Genomic DNA, 16,327 nt, shown 5'->3' with positions numbered 1-16,327 from the left:
CGATCGTCATCGCTCCGACCACGAGGTTTCTGGTGCAGCCGGCATCTTCCCTAGACCGGAACATTAGAAGTCTCTAATTGTTATCCTAAGCAGCGGGAACCTCCCGGGTTTCTGCTGCAGATCGGGGTGCAACCCGGTCGGCCCGCGCCCTCCGCCAGAGGCGCGGGCTTCGTTTGTTTAGCCGATGCGCAACGCCGTTCGGCAGCAGCATATTGGAAACCTGCGGGAGCACTCGTAACATCAGTCGCTACCGTGGCGCCCTGGGCGCCCAGGCAACGGAGCCCGTCGTCCGACAGGGCGGCGGGCTTTTTTGACGCGGGTCGCTCCTTGCGCAATCGGTGGAATTCTGGCCGGCGCCGCTTCGTGTGGCATGGGGGAAGGTGCCCTGACGCAGCGCCGGCCAAGCGGAAATCAGGTCCGCCGCAGCCAGATAGTAGCCGCGCTGGCGCGGCAGGTAATTGCGTGATCGCGGAAGCTACACCATTGCAGAGCACTCGCCACGAGCCCGGCCTGTCCAGTGGCTGAACCGGGGCATTCATTCATTCTGACGATGCACCGGACGCCCGGACGGCGGAGATTGGACGCCGCGCTCGCTCTCGATTCGCCGGCCGGTGGTGTTCCCCTGCAGATTTTCGGACGAAAGGCCATTCTATCCTTGTTGCGCCTGGATTCTTATCAGATCGTGGCGAGGATTGCCTTTCCCGCCGCGTTTGCCGGCGTTCTGCTGTTCGGCCTTTTGCCGGAGCAGATGCTGCAGGGTCTTGGCCTGGCTTTCACGTTTGATCACGACAAGCTCAATCACGCCGCCGCCTTCGTCGTCCTTGCGGCTCTCGGAAGTCTCGGCTGGCCGGAACACAAGGCGAAGCTGATCCTACTCCTCGTTCTCACGGGCGCAGCGATCGAGGGTCTTCAGGCCGTGCAACTGATAGGGCGCGACCCGGATCTATTCGACTGGGTGGCCGACTGCGCGGGGATCGCGTGCGGACTGATGGTTGCAGGCTGGACAAAGCGGCTCGCCGGCGGATTGCCATAGGTGCTGAGAGCCTAAAAGCGCCGGCGCACCCGCGCTCCAATAGTGTGAAAATGGCCGGCGCCACTGGGGGGCGCGTTGGGGTAAGTTGCCTGATGGGGCGCCGGCCAGGCGGAAAAATCAGGTCCGCCGCAAAGTAACATAGCAGGAATGGCAATGCGCGGCAGTAGCGTGATCGCGGAAGGTCCGCGCTCGCGCCTCCGGTGCGGTGATCCGTTTTGGGTCAACAATTCTGGCACCTGAATTGCATTGTAAGCAATGCCGGGGAATCCCGGCAATGTCCCCGAATATGGGGCCTCGCCGCTTCGCAAATGGGGCGGCGGGCCTTTTTGCAGGACGTCGCCAAGCGGCGATCAGCGGCTTAGCTGATCGCGGTTGCTTGCCTCTTTTTCCCTCCAAGTGTCTATTCTCACAAGAGAAATTCTAACACGCACAAGCATCGGTGCTTGACACAGGTTTCGACGACTGGATAAGTGGATACACAGATACGCTTCGATCGGACCCAGGACATGGCAGCAGACGCAATCGAGCCGTTGGGCATCACGACCGCCGAGGAGGAGGCTTATCGCCACATTCAGCGGGCCCTGAGGATGGGGCGTTATCGGGCGGGGGATCGGCTGATCCCGGAAGAGATCGCGACGGAAATCGGCATGAGCCGCATGCCGGTTCGCGAAGCATTCCGCCAGCTGGCCGCGGAAGGTCTTGTGGTCATTCGCCCGAACCGTGGCTGCATCGTCGCTGGGCTTACCCTCGATGAGATCTACGAAACCTTTGAAATGCGCTCGGTGCTCGAAGGGCTGGCGGTAAGGCTTGCCATGCCGCACATCGATGTCGACGTGCTTGAAGAACTGGCACGCCAGCTCGACCGCATGGAGCGCGCCAGCCAAACCGGCAGCAGCGACTGGGTCGTGCGCCATCAGGCCTTCCATCTGCAGATTTGCCAATTGAGCAACAGACCCAAGCTGGTCCGGCAGATTGCCAGCCTGCACGTCGTGATCGAGCCCTACCTGCGCATCTGGTTCGACTACGTCGACAAGCCCGCCAGCGCGCGTGCCGAGCACGAGATCTTGATCGACGTGCTGCGGTCAGGTGATGCCGGCAAGGCAGAGATCGTCATGCGGGATCATATCGTCGAGACAGCGCCGCTTCTGGCCAACTTCGCAAGTCCCGGCCGGCGCTAGAAAATATCATCTAACTCGTTGAAGCCGGAAGATAATCTGGCACGACGAAAGGGAACTGCCATACCGGCAAAAAGAGGAGAATGACATGAAAATTAGCCGCATCGCAGCTATTGCGTCGGTCCTGTTCGGCCTGGTCCAGGCCGCCGTTGCACAAGAAACACCAAAGGCAATTACCATTGCCACCGAAGGAGCCTACGCGCCCTGGAATTTCACAACAGCCGACGGCAAGCTGGACGGCTTCGAAGTCGATCTCGCCAATGATCTGTGCGGGCGAATGAAGATCGAATGCAAGATCGTCGCACAGGACTGGGACGGCATGATCCCCGCGCTGACCGTCGGCAAGTTCGACGTGATCATGGCGAGTATGTTCATCACTGAAAAACGTCTGAAGGTCATCGACTTTACCCAGCCATATGCGGTGGATCCCTCAGGTTTCGCGGTCGCCAAGGATAGCGAACTGGGCAAGCTCGGCATTTCCAATGAGCGGTTCAAGCTGGAGAATGAAGCCTCTGCGCAGGCGGCAATCGACAAGCTCAAGCCATTGCTGAAGGGAAAGATCATCGGCGTTCAGGCCGCAACGGCGAACCTGGAATTCGTAAAAAAGTACTTCTCGGACGTCGCCGAGATTCGCGAATACAAGACCACCGAGCAACACGATCTCGATCTTGCCGCGGGTCGCATCGACGCGCTCTTCGCACAGCAGACAGCGCTGGCCGCCACGCTGAGCAAACCGGAGTTCAGCGACTATACGCTTGCAGGACCAGGATTTGTCGGGGGGCTCTTCGGTCTTGGCTCCGGGGCCGGTATTCGCAAAGAAGACACCAAGCTGAAAGACATGCTCAACGGGGCCATCGACGCCGCGACCGCCGATGGCACGATCAAAACCCTGTCGCTTAAATGGCTGAAGAGCGACGTCACGCCAGTCAAGTAGGCGCTTGTCGGCGAGCGGCCAGTCCTGACCCGTTTCGGAGCTGAGCCGTTCGTCCTGCCGGGGGTATCAATGGTTGACGCATTCCGGCTGCTTGGTTTCCAGCATGGAGGTTGGGGGGCTGCTCTTCTCGTGGCGGCCTCGGTTACAGTGCTTCTGTCTGTGCTGGGCTTTGCGCTTGGCGCTGTATTCGGCGGGCTGGCAGCGGCCGGGCGTCTCCGCAACTCCAAGGTATTGGGGTTCCTAGCCCTTGGCTATTGCACGGTTTTCAGAGGCGTGCCCGACCTTCTGACCATTTATCTGCTTTACTATGGAGGAAGTGTCGCCCTGACCTCGCTTGGTCATAGCCTGGGCGGGTCCGGATTCGTCGGCGTTCCGGCCTTTGCCACCGGCACCTTGGCTATAGCCATCATCTCGGGCGCCTATCAAGCCGAGGTCTATCGAGGGGCTTACCTCGCCATCGACCAGGGACAGCACGATGCCGCTTGCGCGCTTGGTCTCAACCGGCTGCAGCGGCTGCGACAGGTTATTTTTCCCCAGCTCCTGAGATACGCGCTGCCAGGTCTCGGCAATGTGTGGCAGTTGGTTCTGAAGGACTCCTCGCTGATATCGGTAATCGGCCTCGTTGAACTGATGCGCCAGGCACAGATCGCTGCAGGTTCGACACGTGAACCATTTATCTTCTACATTGCTGCAGCCTTGCTCTACCTGGCTATCGCTTCCGTCACCGGCCATGCCTTTTACCGTCTGGAACGAAAGGCGCCGTGGCGCGTCCGGTCGGCATGATAGATTTCGGTTTTTTCCTCGAGATCCTGCCGAAGCTCCTCGCCGGCCTGCCGCTTACGATGGAACTGGCCCTGACTTCCATCGTTGCCGGCTTCGTTCTTGCCGTCACGTTGGCGCTTGCCCAGCAATCGGAATCGCCCTTCGTCGTCTTGCCGATCCGTGGCTTCGTTGCCGTGTTCAGGGGCACGCCTCTGCTGGTGCAGATTTTTCTGACCTATTATGGCCTTGGTCAGTTCCGGCACCAACTGTCGGCAATTGGATTATGGGCCGTTTTCCGCGAACCCTACTGGTGCGCAATCATCGCGCTGACACTCAACACCACCGCCTATGGCAGCGAAATCCTGCGCGGCGCGATTCAATCGGTGCCACGCGGCCTTGTCGAGGCGGCCCGGTCTGTCGGCCTGTCTACATATCTGACCTATCGGCACGTCATCCTGCGCTGGCCTTTCGCCAGGCCCTGCCGAGTTACGGCAATGAAATCATCCTGATGATCAAGGGCACGTCTCTGGCCTCCATCGTCACCTTGATGGAGGTGACTGGAATTGCCCAGGGATTGATCTCACAGACCTACCGCGCCTTTGAAGTCTTCATCTGCGCGGGCGCCATTTATCTCACTTTGACTTTCGCGATCATCCGTGCCTTGGCGGCACTCGAATACTGGATGTCGCGGCATCTGCGGCATCGCCCCTCGACGATGAGCGACGTCGCCTCTTGATCACGTTCAGAAGGGCATAGCATGCGAAATTTTGAGAAACCAACGCGCTCGGTCGTCGTTTCACGCGAGGCCATGGCAGCCACCTCTCATCCGTCGGCGACCCTGACGGCGGTGGAGATCATGGCAGCCGGCGGCAACGCCATGGATGCCGCCATCGCAGCCTGCGCGGTGCAATGTGTGGTCGAGCCAGCCTCGACCGGTATTGGAGGCGATTGCTTCGCTCTTCTGTCGCGAAACGGATCCGGCGAGGTCATCGCCTACAACGGATCGGGCAGGACACCCGCCGCCCTCACAATTGACTGGTTCCTCGAACGTGGCATGGCCGAGGTGGCCCGCAATTCTCCTGGCTCCGTGACCATCCCGGGAGCGATCGATGCCTGGACCAGATTGCACGCTGATCATGGGCATATGCCCTTCGATCAAATCCTGGCCCCTGCTATACGTTTCGCCGAGGAAGGCTACGCCATTTCACCGCGGGTCCATCGTGACTGGGCGTTGGAAGAAGAACTTCTGGCCTCCGATGTTACCGCGAAACGGATTTTCCTGCCAAACGGTCGCGCGCCACGCCTTGGCCAAGTGCACCGCCAGCCTGAGTTGGCCGCAACGCTGCGGCTGATCGCCGAGAAGGGACGAGAGGCTTTCTACACTGGCCCTGTGGCCGAAGACATGGTCGCCTATCTTCGTGGGCTCGGCGGATTGCACACACTCGAAGATTTCGCCTCGGCAACAGGCGAGTACGTGACCCCGATCAGCACGGCGTTTCGAGGCTGCGATGTGTTCGAATGTCCGCCGAATGGCCAGGGTGTGATCGCCTTGCTGATTCTAAACATCCTCTCCCGCTTCGAAGCTCACGGCGACCCCCAATCCGCGGACCGGCTTCACCTGGAAATTGAAGCGACACGCCTCGCTTACGCCGCGCGTGACCTGCTCGTCGCCGATCCCGACGCGTCCGAGGTCCCGGTGGCCAACATGTTGTCGAATGCTTGGGCCGATCGTCTGGCCGGCATGATCGACCTAAAGCGCGCCCGCGCGGACCTACCGGCGTTCGACATGCCGCTGCACAGCGACACGGTCTATATTTCCGTTGTCGACAAGGATCGCAATGCGGTCAGCTTCATCAACTCGGTCTTCGACAGCTTTGGCTCGGGCCTGGTCTCGCCACGCTCCGGTGTCGTCTTGCACAATCGCGGGCAAAGCTTTTCGCTTGACCCTAGGCACCCCAATGCAGTGGCGCCGAACAAGCGACCTTTGCATACCATCATACCCGGGATGCTTGCGAGAGGCGGCCGGGCAGAAATGCCTTTCGGCGTTATGGGTGGCTACTACCAGGCGATGGGCCACGCGCACCTGCTGACGAAGGTGCTCGACTTCGGGATGGATCTGCAGGAGGCGATTGATCTGCCGCGGGTCGCCCCCGTCAGCGGCACGATGAACGTCCAGGCCGAACACGGGCTCGCTCGCGAAACCGTTGCTGAACTTAGCCGGCGCGGTTTCGAAATCATTCCTGCCACGGACCCGATCGGCGGTGCGCAGGCTATTCGCATCGATTGGGCAAACGGGACCCTGCTGGGCGGTTCTGAACCGCGCAAGGACGGCTGCGCCCTCGGTCTGTAGGGTGGCCAGAGCGGGATCCAAGATGCTGAAGAGTTCTTCATCGACATTTGGCCGGCGTCGCTGGCGCCATGGTCCAGATAATTCTTGCACGCCGTCGACAATCCGCTCGGCGCGAGATCGTCACCCATGTCTCCAGTATAAGCCGTGACCTATGTGTCCGGAATGGATCGGGAAAAAATGGTGCCCAGAGGCGGATTCGAACCACCGACACGCGGATTTTCAGTCCGCTGCTCTACCAACTGAGCTATCTGGGCCTGCTCCGGCGGGCGGCAATCTGCACACCGGGTTCATGAAAGCGCCGTCGGCACCCCTTGAAAGCGCGTGGGTTATAGCACGGGAATTCGGCCTGTCCAGCGCTTAGAACATGATCCCGAAAAGTGGAATCCGGTTTTCGGAAAGGATCATGCTCCAACAAAAGGCATGATCTCGAAAAGTGGAATCCGGTTTTCGGAAAAGATCATGCTCAGACAAAAAGCCAGAACCTGTTCCATCCGATTCTATCCGGGTGGAACAGGCTGGACATTGATTTCAGGCAGAAACGATTGGCCCTCAATGCGGGCCAGTTCACCGGCCGCGGTCAGGGCGGGCAAGCCGCCCCAAGCTTGTGGAAAACCGCAGGCGGACGGCGCTATTTCTGGTCGTCGTTGTCGTCCTCGTCGTCGCGGCCCGGGATGACGTAGACACCCTTCAGCCAGCGGTTGAGATCGATGTCCTTGCAGCGGGTCGAGCAGAACGGATAGGTTTCGCGCGCCGATGGCTTGCCGCATTCGGGGCAGGGCCGCTTGGGCCGCAGTGGCGTGACCTTGTCGTCCGAGCTCATAGCCGCGCACCCGACAGCCAGTTGGCGTGCACCTTAAACCCTTCGCCGCTCAAAAGCGCCACCGTCTCGTAGAGCGGCAGGCCGACGACGTTGGTGTAGGAGCCGACAAGCTTGACGACGAAGGCGCCGGCAAGCCCCTGGACGCCATAGCCGCCGGCCTTGCCGCGCCATTCTCCCGACGCGATGTAGGCCTCGATCTCCTCGCGCGGCAGCCGCTTGAACCGCACCCTGGTCTCGACCAGCCGCAAGCGCTGCTTGCCGCCCGGCGTGATGAGGCAGATGCCCGAATAGACGCGGTGCGAACGGCCGGACAAAAGCCCCAGGCAGTTGGCGGCGTCGTCGAGCGTCTCGGCCTTGGGCAGGATGCGCCGCCCCACCGCAACCACCGTGTCGGCCGCCAGCACGAAGCTCGGCAGGTAGTCCGTCTCGGTTTTCAGCGAGGCCAGCGCTTTCTCGGCCTTCTGTGTCGCCAGCCGCTTGGCCAGCGAGCGCGGGTGTTCGGCGCGCAGCGGCGTCTCGTCGACATCGGCCGGCAGCACGCGGTCCGGCTCGATGCCGGCCTGCTGCAGCAGCTCGATCCGGCGCGGCGAACCCGAGGCAAGCACGAGCTTCTGCAAAATGCCCATCGCGATCCCGGCCGGGTCCTTGAACTTACTTGAAGCGGTAGGTGATGCGGCCCTTGGTCAGGTCGTAGGGCGTCATCTCGACCAGGACCTTGTCGCCGGTTAAAACGCGGATGCGGTTCTTGCGCATGCGGCCGGCCGTATGGGCGATGATTTCATGTTCGTTTTCGAGCTTGACCCTGAACATCGCGTTGGGCAGCAGTTCCGTCACGACACCCGGAAACTCGAGGACTTCTTCCTTCGGCATTCGATACCTTTGCTTGGATGGGTACTTCCAGCGCCCCGGCCGGAAAGTTGCGCGGAACCTATATGATAAACGTCCGCTTGTGAACATGCTTAATCCGCAGCGTTTTCAGCCCCGTTGCCGAGAAAACGGCGGCCGATCCGCGCCTTCAGCCGCTCGCGCACGTCGCGGTAGGCGGCCATGATCTGCTCGCGCGTGCCGCTGACGCCGGTCGGGTCGGGCATCGGCCAATACTCGACCTCGACGGCCAGCGAGCGGGTTAGCTCGAGCGCGGTGTGGTGGGCTTCCGGCGCCAGCGTCACGATCAGGTCGAAATAGTCGTCCTCGAGGTCGTCCATCGTTCTCGGGTGCCGTTCGCCCAGCGACAGCCCTTCTTCGGCCAGCACGGCATCGACGAACGGATCGCGTTCGCCGCCGCGCACCCCGGCCGAGGCGACGAAGGTGGTGGGCGGAAGCACCTTGCGCGCTAGCAGTTCGGCCATCGGCGAGCGCACGGCGTTCATGCCGCAGACAAACAGGATCGAGCGGGGCAGGATCGGGCGGGGCAGCGGGGCGGCCAGTTCAGCCTCGCCAGTGCAGCACGCAAACCAGCGTGAACAGCCGGCGCGCCGTGTCGAAGTCAATCTCGATCTTGCCGGCAAGCCGGTCCATCAGCGTCTGCGAGCCTTCATTGTGCAGCCCGCGCCGGCCCATGTCGATCGCCTCGATGTGGCTGGGCGTCGCGGTGCGGATGGCGTCGTAATAGCTTTCGCAGATCATGTAGTAGTCCTTGACGATCCGCCTAAGCGGCGTCAGCGACAGGATGTGGGTGACCACGGCTGCGCCGTCCTCGCGCGCCACCGCAAACACCAGGCGCGACTCGGCCAGCGACAGTTTCAGCCGGTATGGCCCGGCGCCGTCGTCATTGACCGGCTGGAACCGGTTCTCCTCGATCAGGTCGAAGATCGCCACCGCCCGCTCATGCTCGACATCGGGCGTCGAACGGCCGATCGTCTCGTCGAGCTCGACATCGATCAGCCTGGCGCGGGTTTGGTCGTAGTCGGACATTTCTACATGTTCAGCCGGATGCCGACGGAGCGACCGTGCGCATCGAGACCTTCCGCCTTGGCCAGCGTGATCGCCGCCGGCGCCAGTGCCCGCAACTGCTCCGGCCCGAGCTTCAGGATCGACGTGCGCTTGACGAAATCGAGCACCGAAAGCCCGGACGAAAAGCGCGCCGAGCGCGCCGTCGGCAGCACGTGGTTGGAGCCGGCGACATAGTCGCCGATGGCCTCCGGCGTGTGGCGGCCGAGAAACACCGCACCGGCATTGCGCATCCGCGCCAGGAAAGCCTCTGGGTCGTCGATGGCAAGCTCGACATGTTCGGCCGCGATGCGGTCGACCAGCGGCAGTGCTGCCTCGATCGTCGGCACCAGGACTATGGCGCCGAAATCGCGCCAGCTCGCCGCCGCCGTTTCTCCGCGCGGCAGGTTCTGCAACTGGCGTTCGACCGCCTGTTCGACCGCTGCGCCAAACGCACGGTCGTCGGTGATCAGGATCGACTGCGCCGACACGTCGTGTTCGGCCTGGGCGAGCAGGTCGGCGGCGATCCAGTCGGGATCGTTGCTGCCGTCGGCCACGACCAGCACCTCCGACGGCCCGGCGATCATGTCGATGCCGACCGTGCCGAACACCTGGCGCTTGGCCGCCGCGACATAGGCATTGCCGGGGCCGACGATCTTGGCGACGGGCTTTATCGTCGCGGTACCATAGGCAAGGGCGGCGATCGCCTGGGCGCCGCCGACGCGGTAGATTTCGGAAACGCTGGCAAGGTCGGCCGCCACCAGCACCAGCGGCGGCACCTCGCCGCCGGAGGCCGGCACCACCATGGCGATGCGCTCGACGCCGGCGACCTTGGCCGGCACGGCATTCATCAGCACCGAGCTTGGATAGCTCGCCGTGCCGCCCGGCACATAGAGCCCGACGGCCTCGATCGCCGTCCAGCGCGAGCCGAGCTCGACGCCGGCGGCATCGGTGTAGCGGTCGTCCTGCGGCAGCTGCCGCTGGTGATGGGCGCGGATGCGCTCGCGCGCGAATTTCAGCGCCTCGACCGTCTGCGGATCGGCTGCATCGTAAGCCTTGGCCATGTCGTCCCTGGAGACGGCGATGCCGAGCTTGGCCAGGTCGCCGCCGCCGAATTTCTGCGTGTACCCGATAAGCGCCGCGTCGCCCTCGGCACGCACCTTGGCGATGATCTCGCGCACCACGGCGTCGACATCGGCCGAGACTTCCCGCTTGGTCAGCAGGAACGCGGCAAAGCGCTGCTCGAAATCGGCGTCGGACTGGCGAAGCGTGATGGCCATCGGCTCAAACCCTGTGGACCGGGCGCGACGTCGCTTTCCAGGCGCCGCCGACATCGGCAAGCCGTGCCTCGATGCATTCGACATCGAGCATGATCGCGCCGCCGCCCGAAAAGATCAGCTCGACGATGCCGGCCGGCTTATCGAGCGCGAGAAAGCTGATCGCCAGCAGCGACAGCACTTCGTCGGGCTTGTCGCGGGCAATGCCGCTGGTCTTGGCGCCGAGCACCCGGTCGAAATGCAGCACGGCCTGCCGCCGCTCATTGTGCTGGCGCAGGAAGCCGGATTTCGCCTCCCACACGAAGCGGCTCATGGTCAGCACGAAGCGCTTTACCGAAGGCAGGTATTCGAGATCGCTGACCTTCATGACGGCATCCTGGACATGCGCCGAGATGATGCTCAGATCCTGATCGTCGAGCGCGACAAGCTTGAGGCCATTCATGCGGAATTCGCACCTGCGAAGATTTACATTTGGCCTTCTGTTAGGCGGTCTTGGCGATCCGCGCAACCGGACCGCAAGCCTTGCGGAAAGGCTCTACCCCGAAATGCGCTCGATCTCCGCGCCGCAGCCGGACAGCTTTTCCTCCAGCCGCTCGAAGCCGCGGTCGAGATGGTAGACGCGGTTGACCGTGGTTTCGCCTTCGGCCGCAAGGCCGGCGATGACCAGCGACACCGAGGCGCGAAGGTCGGTCGCCATGACCGGCGCGCCCTTGAGCTTCGCTACGCCGTCGACGATCGCTGTCTGGCCGGACAGCGTGATGTGGGCGCCTAGCCGGGCGAGTTCCTGGACGTGCATGAAGCGGTTTTCGAAGATCGTCTCGGTGATGCGCGACTTGCCCTTGGCCATCGTCATCAGGCCCATGAACTGCGCCTGCAGATCGGTCGGGAAAGCCGGGAAGGGCGCCGTCGTCACGTCGACCGGCGAAATGCCGGCGCCGTTGCGCCTGACGCGGATGCCGGAATTGGTCTGCGTGATCTCGGCGCCGGTCTGCGAAATGATATCCAGCGCCGTCTGCAACAGGTCGGGCCGCGCGCCTTCCAGCACGACGTCGCCGCCGGTCATCGCCACCGCCATCGCATAGGTGCCGGTCTCGATACGGTCGGGGATGACCCTGACGCGGGCGCCCGACAGCGCCTCGACGCCGTCGATGGTGATGGTCGCCGTACCGGCGCCGGAGATCTTCGCGCCCATGGCGTTGAGGCATTCGGCGAGGTTGACGATCTCGGGCTCGCGCGCGGCGTTTTCGAGCACCGTCTCGCCCTTGGCCAGCGAGGCCGCCATCATCAGCACATGGGTGGCGCCGACCGAGACTTTCGGGAACACATAGCGGTTGCCGACAAGCCGGCCGTTCCTGGTCTTGGCGATGACATAGCCGGTGTCGACGTCGATATTGGCGCCCAATGCCTGCAGGCCTTCCAGGAACAGGTCGACCGGGCGCGTGCCGATGGCGCAGCCGCCGGGCAGCGACACCTTGGCCTCGCCCATGCGGGCCAGCAGCGGCCCGATCACCCAGAACGACGCCCGCATCTTCGACACCAGCTCGTAAGGCGCCGTCGTGTCGACGATGTTGCGGGCGGAGAAAGTGATGGTTCGCGAATAGCCTTCCTGCTGCTTTTCGCGGCGGCCATTGACCGAATAGTCGACGCCGTGATTGCCGAGGATGCGGATCAGCTGCTCGACATCGGCCAGATGCGGCACGTTTTCCAGCGTCAGCGTGTCGTCGGTCAAAAGCGCGGCGATCATCAGCGGCAGCGCGGCGTTTTTCGCGCCCGAGATCGGAATGCTTCCGGCAAGCTTGTTGCCGCCGACAATTCTGATGCGATCCATGAAGAGCGTCCCCTCGGCGCCAAGGCCGGTTTAAATCGGTTGAGTCTGTTGCGGCCATCTAGACCATTGGCCGGCTTGGTTCAAGAAACAGGCTATTGCCCACTTTGGCCCACGCTGACTTGGCCAAAAGTACCGGCGACCAGCATAGCCGATTCGCGTTAATCTTCTTTCATCACCGCCTGCAGCCCGTCCGGCCGCTTGTCGGCGTCGCCGGTCCGTCGCGACCGCGATTGCGCCTTGCGCTTCTGCAGATTGGCGCGCAGCTGCTCAGCCAGCCGGTCGTTGCGGCCCGTTCCGGCCTTTTTCGCTGAACCATCCTTCTTCGGTGGCCCATCCTTGTTCGGAGAAACTATCTTGTCGTTCATCGTTCCGTCCCCGGCCGGCGACCCGCCAGTGCGGATCAAGGGATAGCCAACATTGTGGCACGGCCATGTCCGCAACAACCGCCCGGTGCGGCCTTTCAACCCGGCCCCCGTTTGTGCCCCTTGTCTTGGCCTTGCGCTTGCCGGTTCGATATGGCAGAAGCCCCGCCATCGGCGGCTGCGGTAGCTCAGTGGTAGAGCACTCCCTTGGTAAGGGAGAGGTCGAGAGTTCAATCCTCTCTCGCAGCACCATCGAATTCAGTATGCACCTGTCAGCGCCAACTGGTCGCTAGTTCCCCCGGGGCAGACTCCAGCATCATTCGAACCACACTGAAGCGATCGATGCATGCGCCATGATGCGCGCGGGGAAAGCATTCTGGTCTGCCCCTGCTGCAGGCGGCGTAACAAAGCTGCAGTCGGGAACAATCACTCAACGACTCGCGTTTCTTGTTAGGGCGCGCATTTTGTGCACGGCAGCGGGCCTCGAAGGCTCGCAAATGTCGCGCCAGCGTTTCAATCGCACTCGCCTCAGCCCTCATGATTTGGCTATTTGTGAACGCGTGTTTGATCAGGTTTGCGCAGATGAACACATTGACCCTTTAAGCCTGGATGCCGAAGCCTTGGCGGTGATGATTGTCGCAATCTTCCGAAACGTGACTACCAATGAGCGCGAACTGCTGGAGGAAGTTAGGTCTCTTCGTCGCTCAAAAGGCACAGAGAAGGCGCACTAGCTTGGCGGCGTTCCGAGGCGAATTGGTCTAGTCCCGCTTTGGCACAGCCGTTTGGCATCTGAATTGCTCATTGAGAATCGCCAGAGTGTAGCCACCGAGCTTGCGAAGGGGATGGAAATGGGGTTAGCCGAAGACTTATCGGATGTCGCGCTCACATTCGAATGTCCGGATTGCTCGCATCCGGCGGTAAGAAAGGGCTCTGCACTAAGAACGATCGCGCACTTCAAATGCGACGGGTGCAACGCGAAGGTGCGGATCACCTATCCACAGAAGCTAGCGATCTTCGAAAAGCACAGGCTATTGGCCGCAGGCGACCGCCGCCAGCGAGGCCAGGAACACTCTAAGTTTTATCATTGACGGTCTGACTTGACGTCTGGCCCGAGGGCGGCGTTCGCTACTATTCCGAAACTTAAGGTTCCCGGAGTTTCGCCTTACCGCGCAATTGGGGTCGGCTGTCTTAAGAGGGCCGCTGCCCAGGGTGCCTACTTCTTAACGCATTGGCGGACTGGTGCGGCCGAGCAAACTTCGCCCACGCCGCAGTCCAGGTCGCGTGAACAAGGTTTCGGCATTTGCGGTGGCTCCAGCGTGACGAAGGGCGTCCTTGGCTCTTCCCCCGGTCTCGCCGTTCTCGGGAGGAAGGCGCCGGGATCACCGAGCGACTTCACATATCGATAGAATGACCGAATGTCGCTCTCCGGCATGACGCGAAGGTTGTACCAAGGCATCGGCGGCAATGTGCGAAGTGTCTTGATGTAGGTTACATACCCGTCTTCGCTAAGGTCTTGCACGCTCCATCTCAGATTGCTTGCATAGGTTGTGCCCCACGGCCCCCGCCAACCTATTGCTTTCCCTCTCAATGCCTTGGTGGGGTCGAGTGCGCCTTCGGCTTCCCTGTAGCCGTCAGTATGGCAGTCGTGACAGCTGCCGATGATGGAAACCAGCCGTCCTCTCTCGACAGACACCTCCTCTGCCGCAAACGCTGCCCCCGATGCTGTCAATATTGCTGAGCCAACCAGGACCTTAATGAAGTGCATGGTAGCCTCCAGCGCCCTCACACCGCTCGCTCAAAGCCAATAACAACGTCGAGACTTTACCACAATTTTGAAAGTTGGGGTGGGGAAAGCAACGGATCGTTGGAGCCAATGGGTCCCTAAGAGGCTCCTGGGACACTTTCGACAATCGCAGCACAGCACTACGTTCGACAACTGGGCGCTGCTCGCCTCCATCGTGGCCACCTGAGGCTCAACGACGTCAACTCGGTCGCCTACCTCGCCGAAACCCTCGACGCCATCATCAACGGCCATCCGCAGATCCAGATCGAGGAACTCATGCCCTGGCGATTCCGGAAAACGTCAAGCCCAAATCCATAGGCGATCCGTGAGGCGCTTACGGAACACTACGGTGCCCGCAACATCCCTCATCCGCGCCGCCGTTACGCATGTTGACCAGGACAATGTCGTCCATCGGAATAATTCGGGCGAAGGGCTCGTTAGTTCCTTAGACGATGCTAAAATACGGCAAAGCGTCCGCATGTCACTTCATGAAGCCCGCCAGGCAGGCTGCGGTTTGCTCTGGCCTAACCTCGAAGGGAACCAGGGATGAAAATTTCGACCTCTTTGACAAGACGAAGTGTTGTCGCCGGGCTGGCGCTGGCCGCCGCATCGACGTCGGTATTGCCTGCCGACAAGGCGCTCGCGCAGACGAAGAAAACCACATCTGAGAAAAGTCTGTATGAGCGGCTGGGGGGTGTGTTCGCCATCGCGGCGGTGATCGACCATTTCAGCGACGCCGTCGTGAAGAACCCGATCGTCGGCAAGAAGTCCAAGAACCCACAATTGCGCAAATGGCACACCAAGAACCTTGAAAGGCTGCCCGGCCTCAAGTTCATGCGCACGCTGTGGGTCTGCGACGTTTCTGGCGGGCCTTTCAAGTTCGTCGCCACCAAGCCCGGCACGACGCCGCTCGGCCTCGAGGAGGCGCATCGCGACCTGCGGATTTCCCCCGCGGAGTTCGATGAGGTCGCAGCCGAACTCGGGCGGACCTTGGATCATTTCAAGATTCCGAAGCCTGAAAAAACCGAGGTCCTGGAAGCTTTCGCCGCCCACAAGGACGAGGTCACCGCCGGCAACGTCAAGCGGGGCTGAAGCGCTTATATCGTGCGGGCGGATGCATTCGCATGGCGCCCGCGTCGCCCTGAATGCAGCGCGGCCCCGACCTCGCGGTCAGAGGGGGACATCGACGCACCTCTACGAACCTTGCAGCTCAAGGTGAGAACGCGGAATTTTCGACAGACGCCGGGGAAGGTTCGGCCTGGGCCTCCTCCGTCACGACTTCGAAGCGGGTAAGCCGCGAAAAACCGAAACTGGTTGAGATGGCGACGTCGGTCGCGTCGCGCCCGGTTGCCATCAATATCCGCCCGATGCGCGGGCGGTTGTGGCGAGGATCGAATGTGAACCAGGTGCCGGCGAGATAGGCCTGGAACCAGGCGCTGAAATCCATCGGATACGGCGCCGGCGGTACCCCGATGTCACCGAGATAGCCGGTGCAGTACCGCGCGGGAATATTCATGCAACGGCACAGCGCGATCGCCAAATGGGTAAAGTCACGACAAACGCCGGCCTGGTCAGTGAAGCTGCCGTGAGCCGTCCGCAGCGGGTCGGCTTTCTGGTAATCGAAGACGATGTGATTGTGAACGAAATCGCAGATCGCCTGGACACGCCCCCATCCAGGCGCGGTATTGCCGAATTTCGCCCAGGCAAAATCTCCAAGACGATCGGTATCGCAGTAGCGGCTGCCGAGAAGAAAGACGAGCACCTCGTCCGGCAGGTCCTTGATCTTGTGCTGCACAGCCTGCTCGGCGACCGCATCGGGCTCGCCGCTATCGTAGATATCGAAGGTGGTTGAGATCGTCGTCAGGCCCGAGGGCGCCTCGATCCTCGTGCAGGCGTTGGCGAAACCGTCGACGTAGCCGCGTGCTTCGACGGGACGATCGAAATCGATGACCTGTTCCGTCAACAGATCGACCTGGCGCGATGGATGGATCTCGAGCGCCAACAGCATCGGCGTTGGCTGCGGACATTCGTAGGTGAGGGTGTAACCCGCGCGGATCCGCATCGACGCTCCGAT

The 16,327-nt window shown here is 61.8% G+C and carries 18 protein-coding genes, 2 tRNA genes and 1 pseudogene; 10 read left to right on the top strand and 11 right to left on the bottom strand.

Annotated elements, in window-relative coordinates:
- The first annotated feature begins 577 nt into the window (after positions 1 to 577).
- From RQ479_RS17295 to ggt, 6 genes and pseudogenes are all read left to right on the top strand, one after another.
- Positions 578 to 1,033 (top strand): hypothetical protein, encoded by a 456-nt coding sequence (locus tag RQ479_RS17295; protein ID WP_376701968.1) that lies wholly within the window; start codon positions 578 to 580, stop codon positions 1,031 to 1,033.
- Positions 1,034 to 1,563: 530 nt separating this feature from the next.
- Positions 1,564 to 2,211, top strand: coding sequence for a GntR family transcriptional regulator (locus RQ479_RS17290; RefSeq protein WP_376701967.1), 648 nt, complete (start codon positions 1,564 to 1,566; stop codon positions 2,209 to 2,211).
- An 85-nt stretch (positions 2,212 to 2,296) separates the two neighbouring features.
- Positions 2,297 to 3,142, top strand: coding sequence for a transporter substrate-binding domain-containing protein (locus RQ479_RS17285; RefSeq protein WP_376701966.1), 846 nt, complete (start codon positions 2,297 to 2,299; stop codon positions 3,140 to 3,142).
- A gap of 69 nt (positions 3,143 to 3,211) precedes the next feature.
- Complete coding sequence (locus RQ479_RS17280; protein ID WP_376701965.1) at positions 3,212 to 3,925, top strand: ABC transporter permease; 714 nt, start codon at positions 3,212 to 3,214, stop codon at positions 3,923 to 3,925.
- Positions 3,922 to 4,640 (top strand): annotated as a pseudogene (locus tag RQ479_RS17275) (ABC transporter permease). The gene RQ479_RS17280 and the pseudogene RQ479_RS17275 overlap by 4 nt, the downstream one beginning before the upstream one ends.
- Before the next feature lie 21 nt (positions 4,641 to 4,661).
- Entirely contained in the window at positions 4,662 to 6,254 is a 1,593-nt protein-coding gene (ggt, locus tag RQ479_RS17270) for a gamma-glutamyltransferase (RefSeq protein ID WP_376701964.1), read from the top strand.
- A 178-nt stretch (positions 6,255 to 6,432) separates the two neighbouring features.
- Here the strand turns inward: ggt and RQ479_RS17265 are convergent.
- The 10 genes from RQ479_RS17265 to RQ479_RS17220 form a co-directional block, all read right to left on the bottom strand.
- Positions 6,433 to 6,508 (bottom strand) — tRNA-Phe (locus RQ479_RS17265).
- A 374-nt stretch (positions 6,509 to 6,882) separates the two neighbouring features.
- Positions 6,883 to 7,074 (bottom strand): DNA gyrase inhibitor YacG, encoded by a 192-nt coding sequence (gene yacG, locus RQ479_RS17260; RefSeq protein ID WP_376701963.1) that lies wholly within the window; start codon positions 7,072 to 7,074, stop codon positions 6,883 to 6,885.
- The gene (locus tag RQ479_RS17255; RefSeq protein ID WP_292663975.1) at positions 7,071 to 7,700 is read right to left on the bottom strand and encodes a Maf-like protein; all 630 of its coding nucleotides are present in this window, start codon (positions 7,698 to 7,700) and stop codon (positions 7,071 to 7,073) included. Before RQ479_RS17255 ends, yacG begins: the two co-directional genes overlap by 4 nt.
- A gap of 25 nt (positions 7,701 to 7,725) precedes the next feature.
- Complete coding sequence (infA, locus tag RQ479_RS17250; RefSeq protein ID WP_006200926.1) at positions 7,726 to 7,944, bottom strand: translation initiation factor IF-1; 219 nt, start codon at positions 7,942 to 7,944, stop codon at positions 7,726 to 7,728.
- 89 nt (positions 7,945 to 8,033) lie between these two features.
- The gene (locus tag RQ479_RS17245) at positions 8,034 to 8,444 is read right to left on the bottom strand and encodes a low molecular weight phosphatase family protein (RefSeq protein WP_353006212.1); all 411 of its coding nucleotides are present in this window, start codon (positions 8,442 to 8,444) and stop codon (positions 8,034 to 8,036) included.
- A gap of 58 nt (positions 8,445 to 8,502) precedes the next feature.
- Complete coding sequence (locus RQ479_RS17240) at positions 8,503 to 8,988, bottom strand: UPF0262 family protein (RefSeq protein ID WP_292663977.1); 486 nt, start codon at positions 8,986 to 8,988, stop codon at positions 8,503 to 8,505.
- A 2-nt stretch (positions 8,989 to 8,990) separates the two neighbouring features.
- Positions 8,991 to 10,283 (bottom strand): histidinol dehydrogenase, encoded by a 1,293-nt coding sequence (gene hisD / locus RQ479_RS17235; protein WP_376701962.1) that lies wholly within the window; start codon positions 10,281 to 10,283, stop codon positions 8,991 to 8,993.
- Positions 10,284 to 10,287: 4 nt separating this feature from the next.
- A complete protein-coding gene (locus tag RQ479_RS17230) occupies positions 10,288 to 10,722 on the bottom strand; it encodes a DUF2948 family protein (protein ID WP_376701961.1) in 435 nt (144 codons plus the stop codon).
- 93 nt (positions 10,723 to 10,815) lie between these two features.
- Positions 10,816 to 12,108, bottom strand: a complete 1,293-nt coding sequence (gene murA / locus RQ479_RS17225; RefSeq protein WP_352783582.1) for a UDP-N-acetylglucosamine 1-carboxyvinyltransferase — start codon at positions 12,106 to 12,108, stop codon at positions 10,816 to 10,818.
- A 158-nt stretch (positions 12,109 to 12,266) separates the two neighbouring features.
- Positions 12,267 to 12,473, bottom strand: a complete 207-nt coding sequence (locus tag RQ479_RS17220) for a hypothetical protein (RefSeq protein ID WP_376701960.1) — start codon at positions 12,471 to 12,473, stop codon at positions 12,267 to 12,269.
- A 174-nt stretch (positions 12,474 to 12,647) separates the two neighbouring features.
- Here RQ479_RS17220 and RQ479_RS17215 point away from each other — a divergent pair.
- From RQ479_RS17215 to RQ479_RS17200, 4 genes are all read left to right on the top strand, one after another.
- Positions 12,648 to 12,722: transfer RNA gene (locus RQ479_RS17215), tRNA-Thr, on the top strand.
- A gap of 101 nt (positions 12,723 to 12,823) precedes the next feature.
- A complete protein-coding gene (locus RQ479_RS17210; protein WP_376701959.1) occupies positions 12,824 to 13,201 on the top strand; it encodes a hypothetical protein in 378 nt (125 codons plus the stop codon).
- Positions 13,202 to 14,379: 1,178 nt separating this feature from the next.
- A complete protein-coding gene (locus RQ479_RS17205) occupies positions 14,380 to 14,571 on the top strand; it encodes a transposase domain-containing protein (RefSeq protein WP_376705965.1) in 192 nt (63 codons plus the stop codon).
- Positions 14,572 to 14,799: 228 nt separating this feature from the next.
- Entirely contained in the window at positions 14,800 to 15,345 is a 546-nt protein-coding gene (locus RQ479_RS17200) for a group 1 truncated hemoglobin (RefSeq protein WP_376701958.1), read from the top strand.
- Between the two features lie 118 nt (positions 15,346 to 15,463).
- On the opposite strand, the gene RQ479_RS17195 is transcribed toward RQ479_RS17200, so the two are convergent.
- Positions 15,464 to 16,315 carry a transglutaminase family protein gene (locus tag RQ479_RS17195; protein ID WP_376701957.1) on the bottom strand — a complete coding sequence of 284 codons (852 nt, stop codon included), beginning with the start codon at positions 16,313 to 16,315 and terminating at the stop codon, positions 15,464 to 15,466.
- Positions 16,316 to 16,327: the final 12 nt, after the last annotated feature.

It is taken from the genome of Mesorhizobium sp. ISC25 (assembly GCF_042295465.1).
GTDB lineage: Bacteria > Pseudomonadota > Alphaproteobacteria > Rhizobiales > Rhizobiaceae > Mesorhizobium.
The sequence above is the reverse complement of the archived record's forward strand: the minus strand, read 5'-3'. Positions and strand labels throughout refer to the sequence as shown.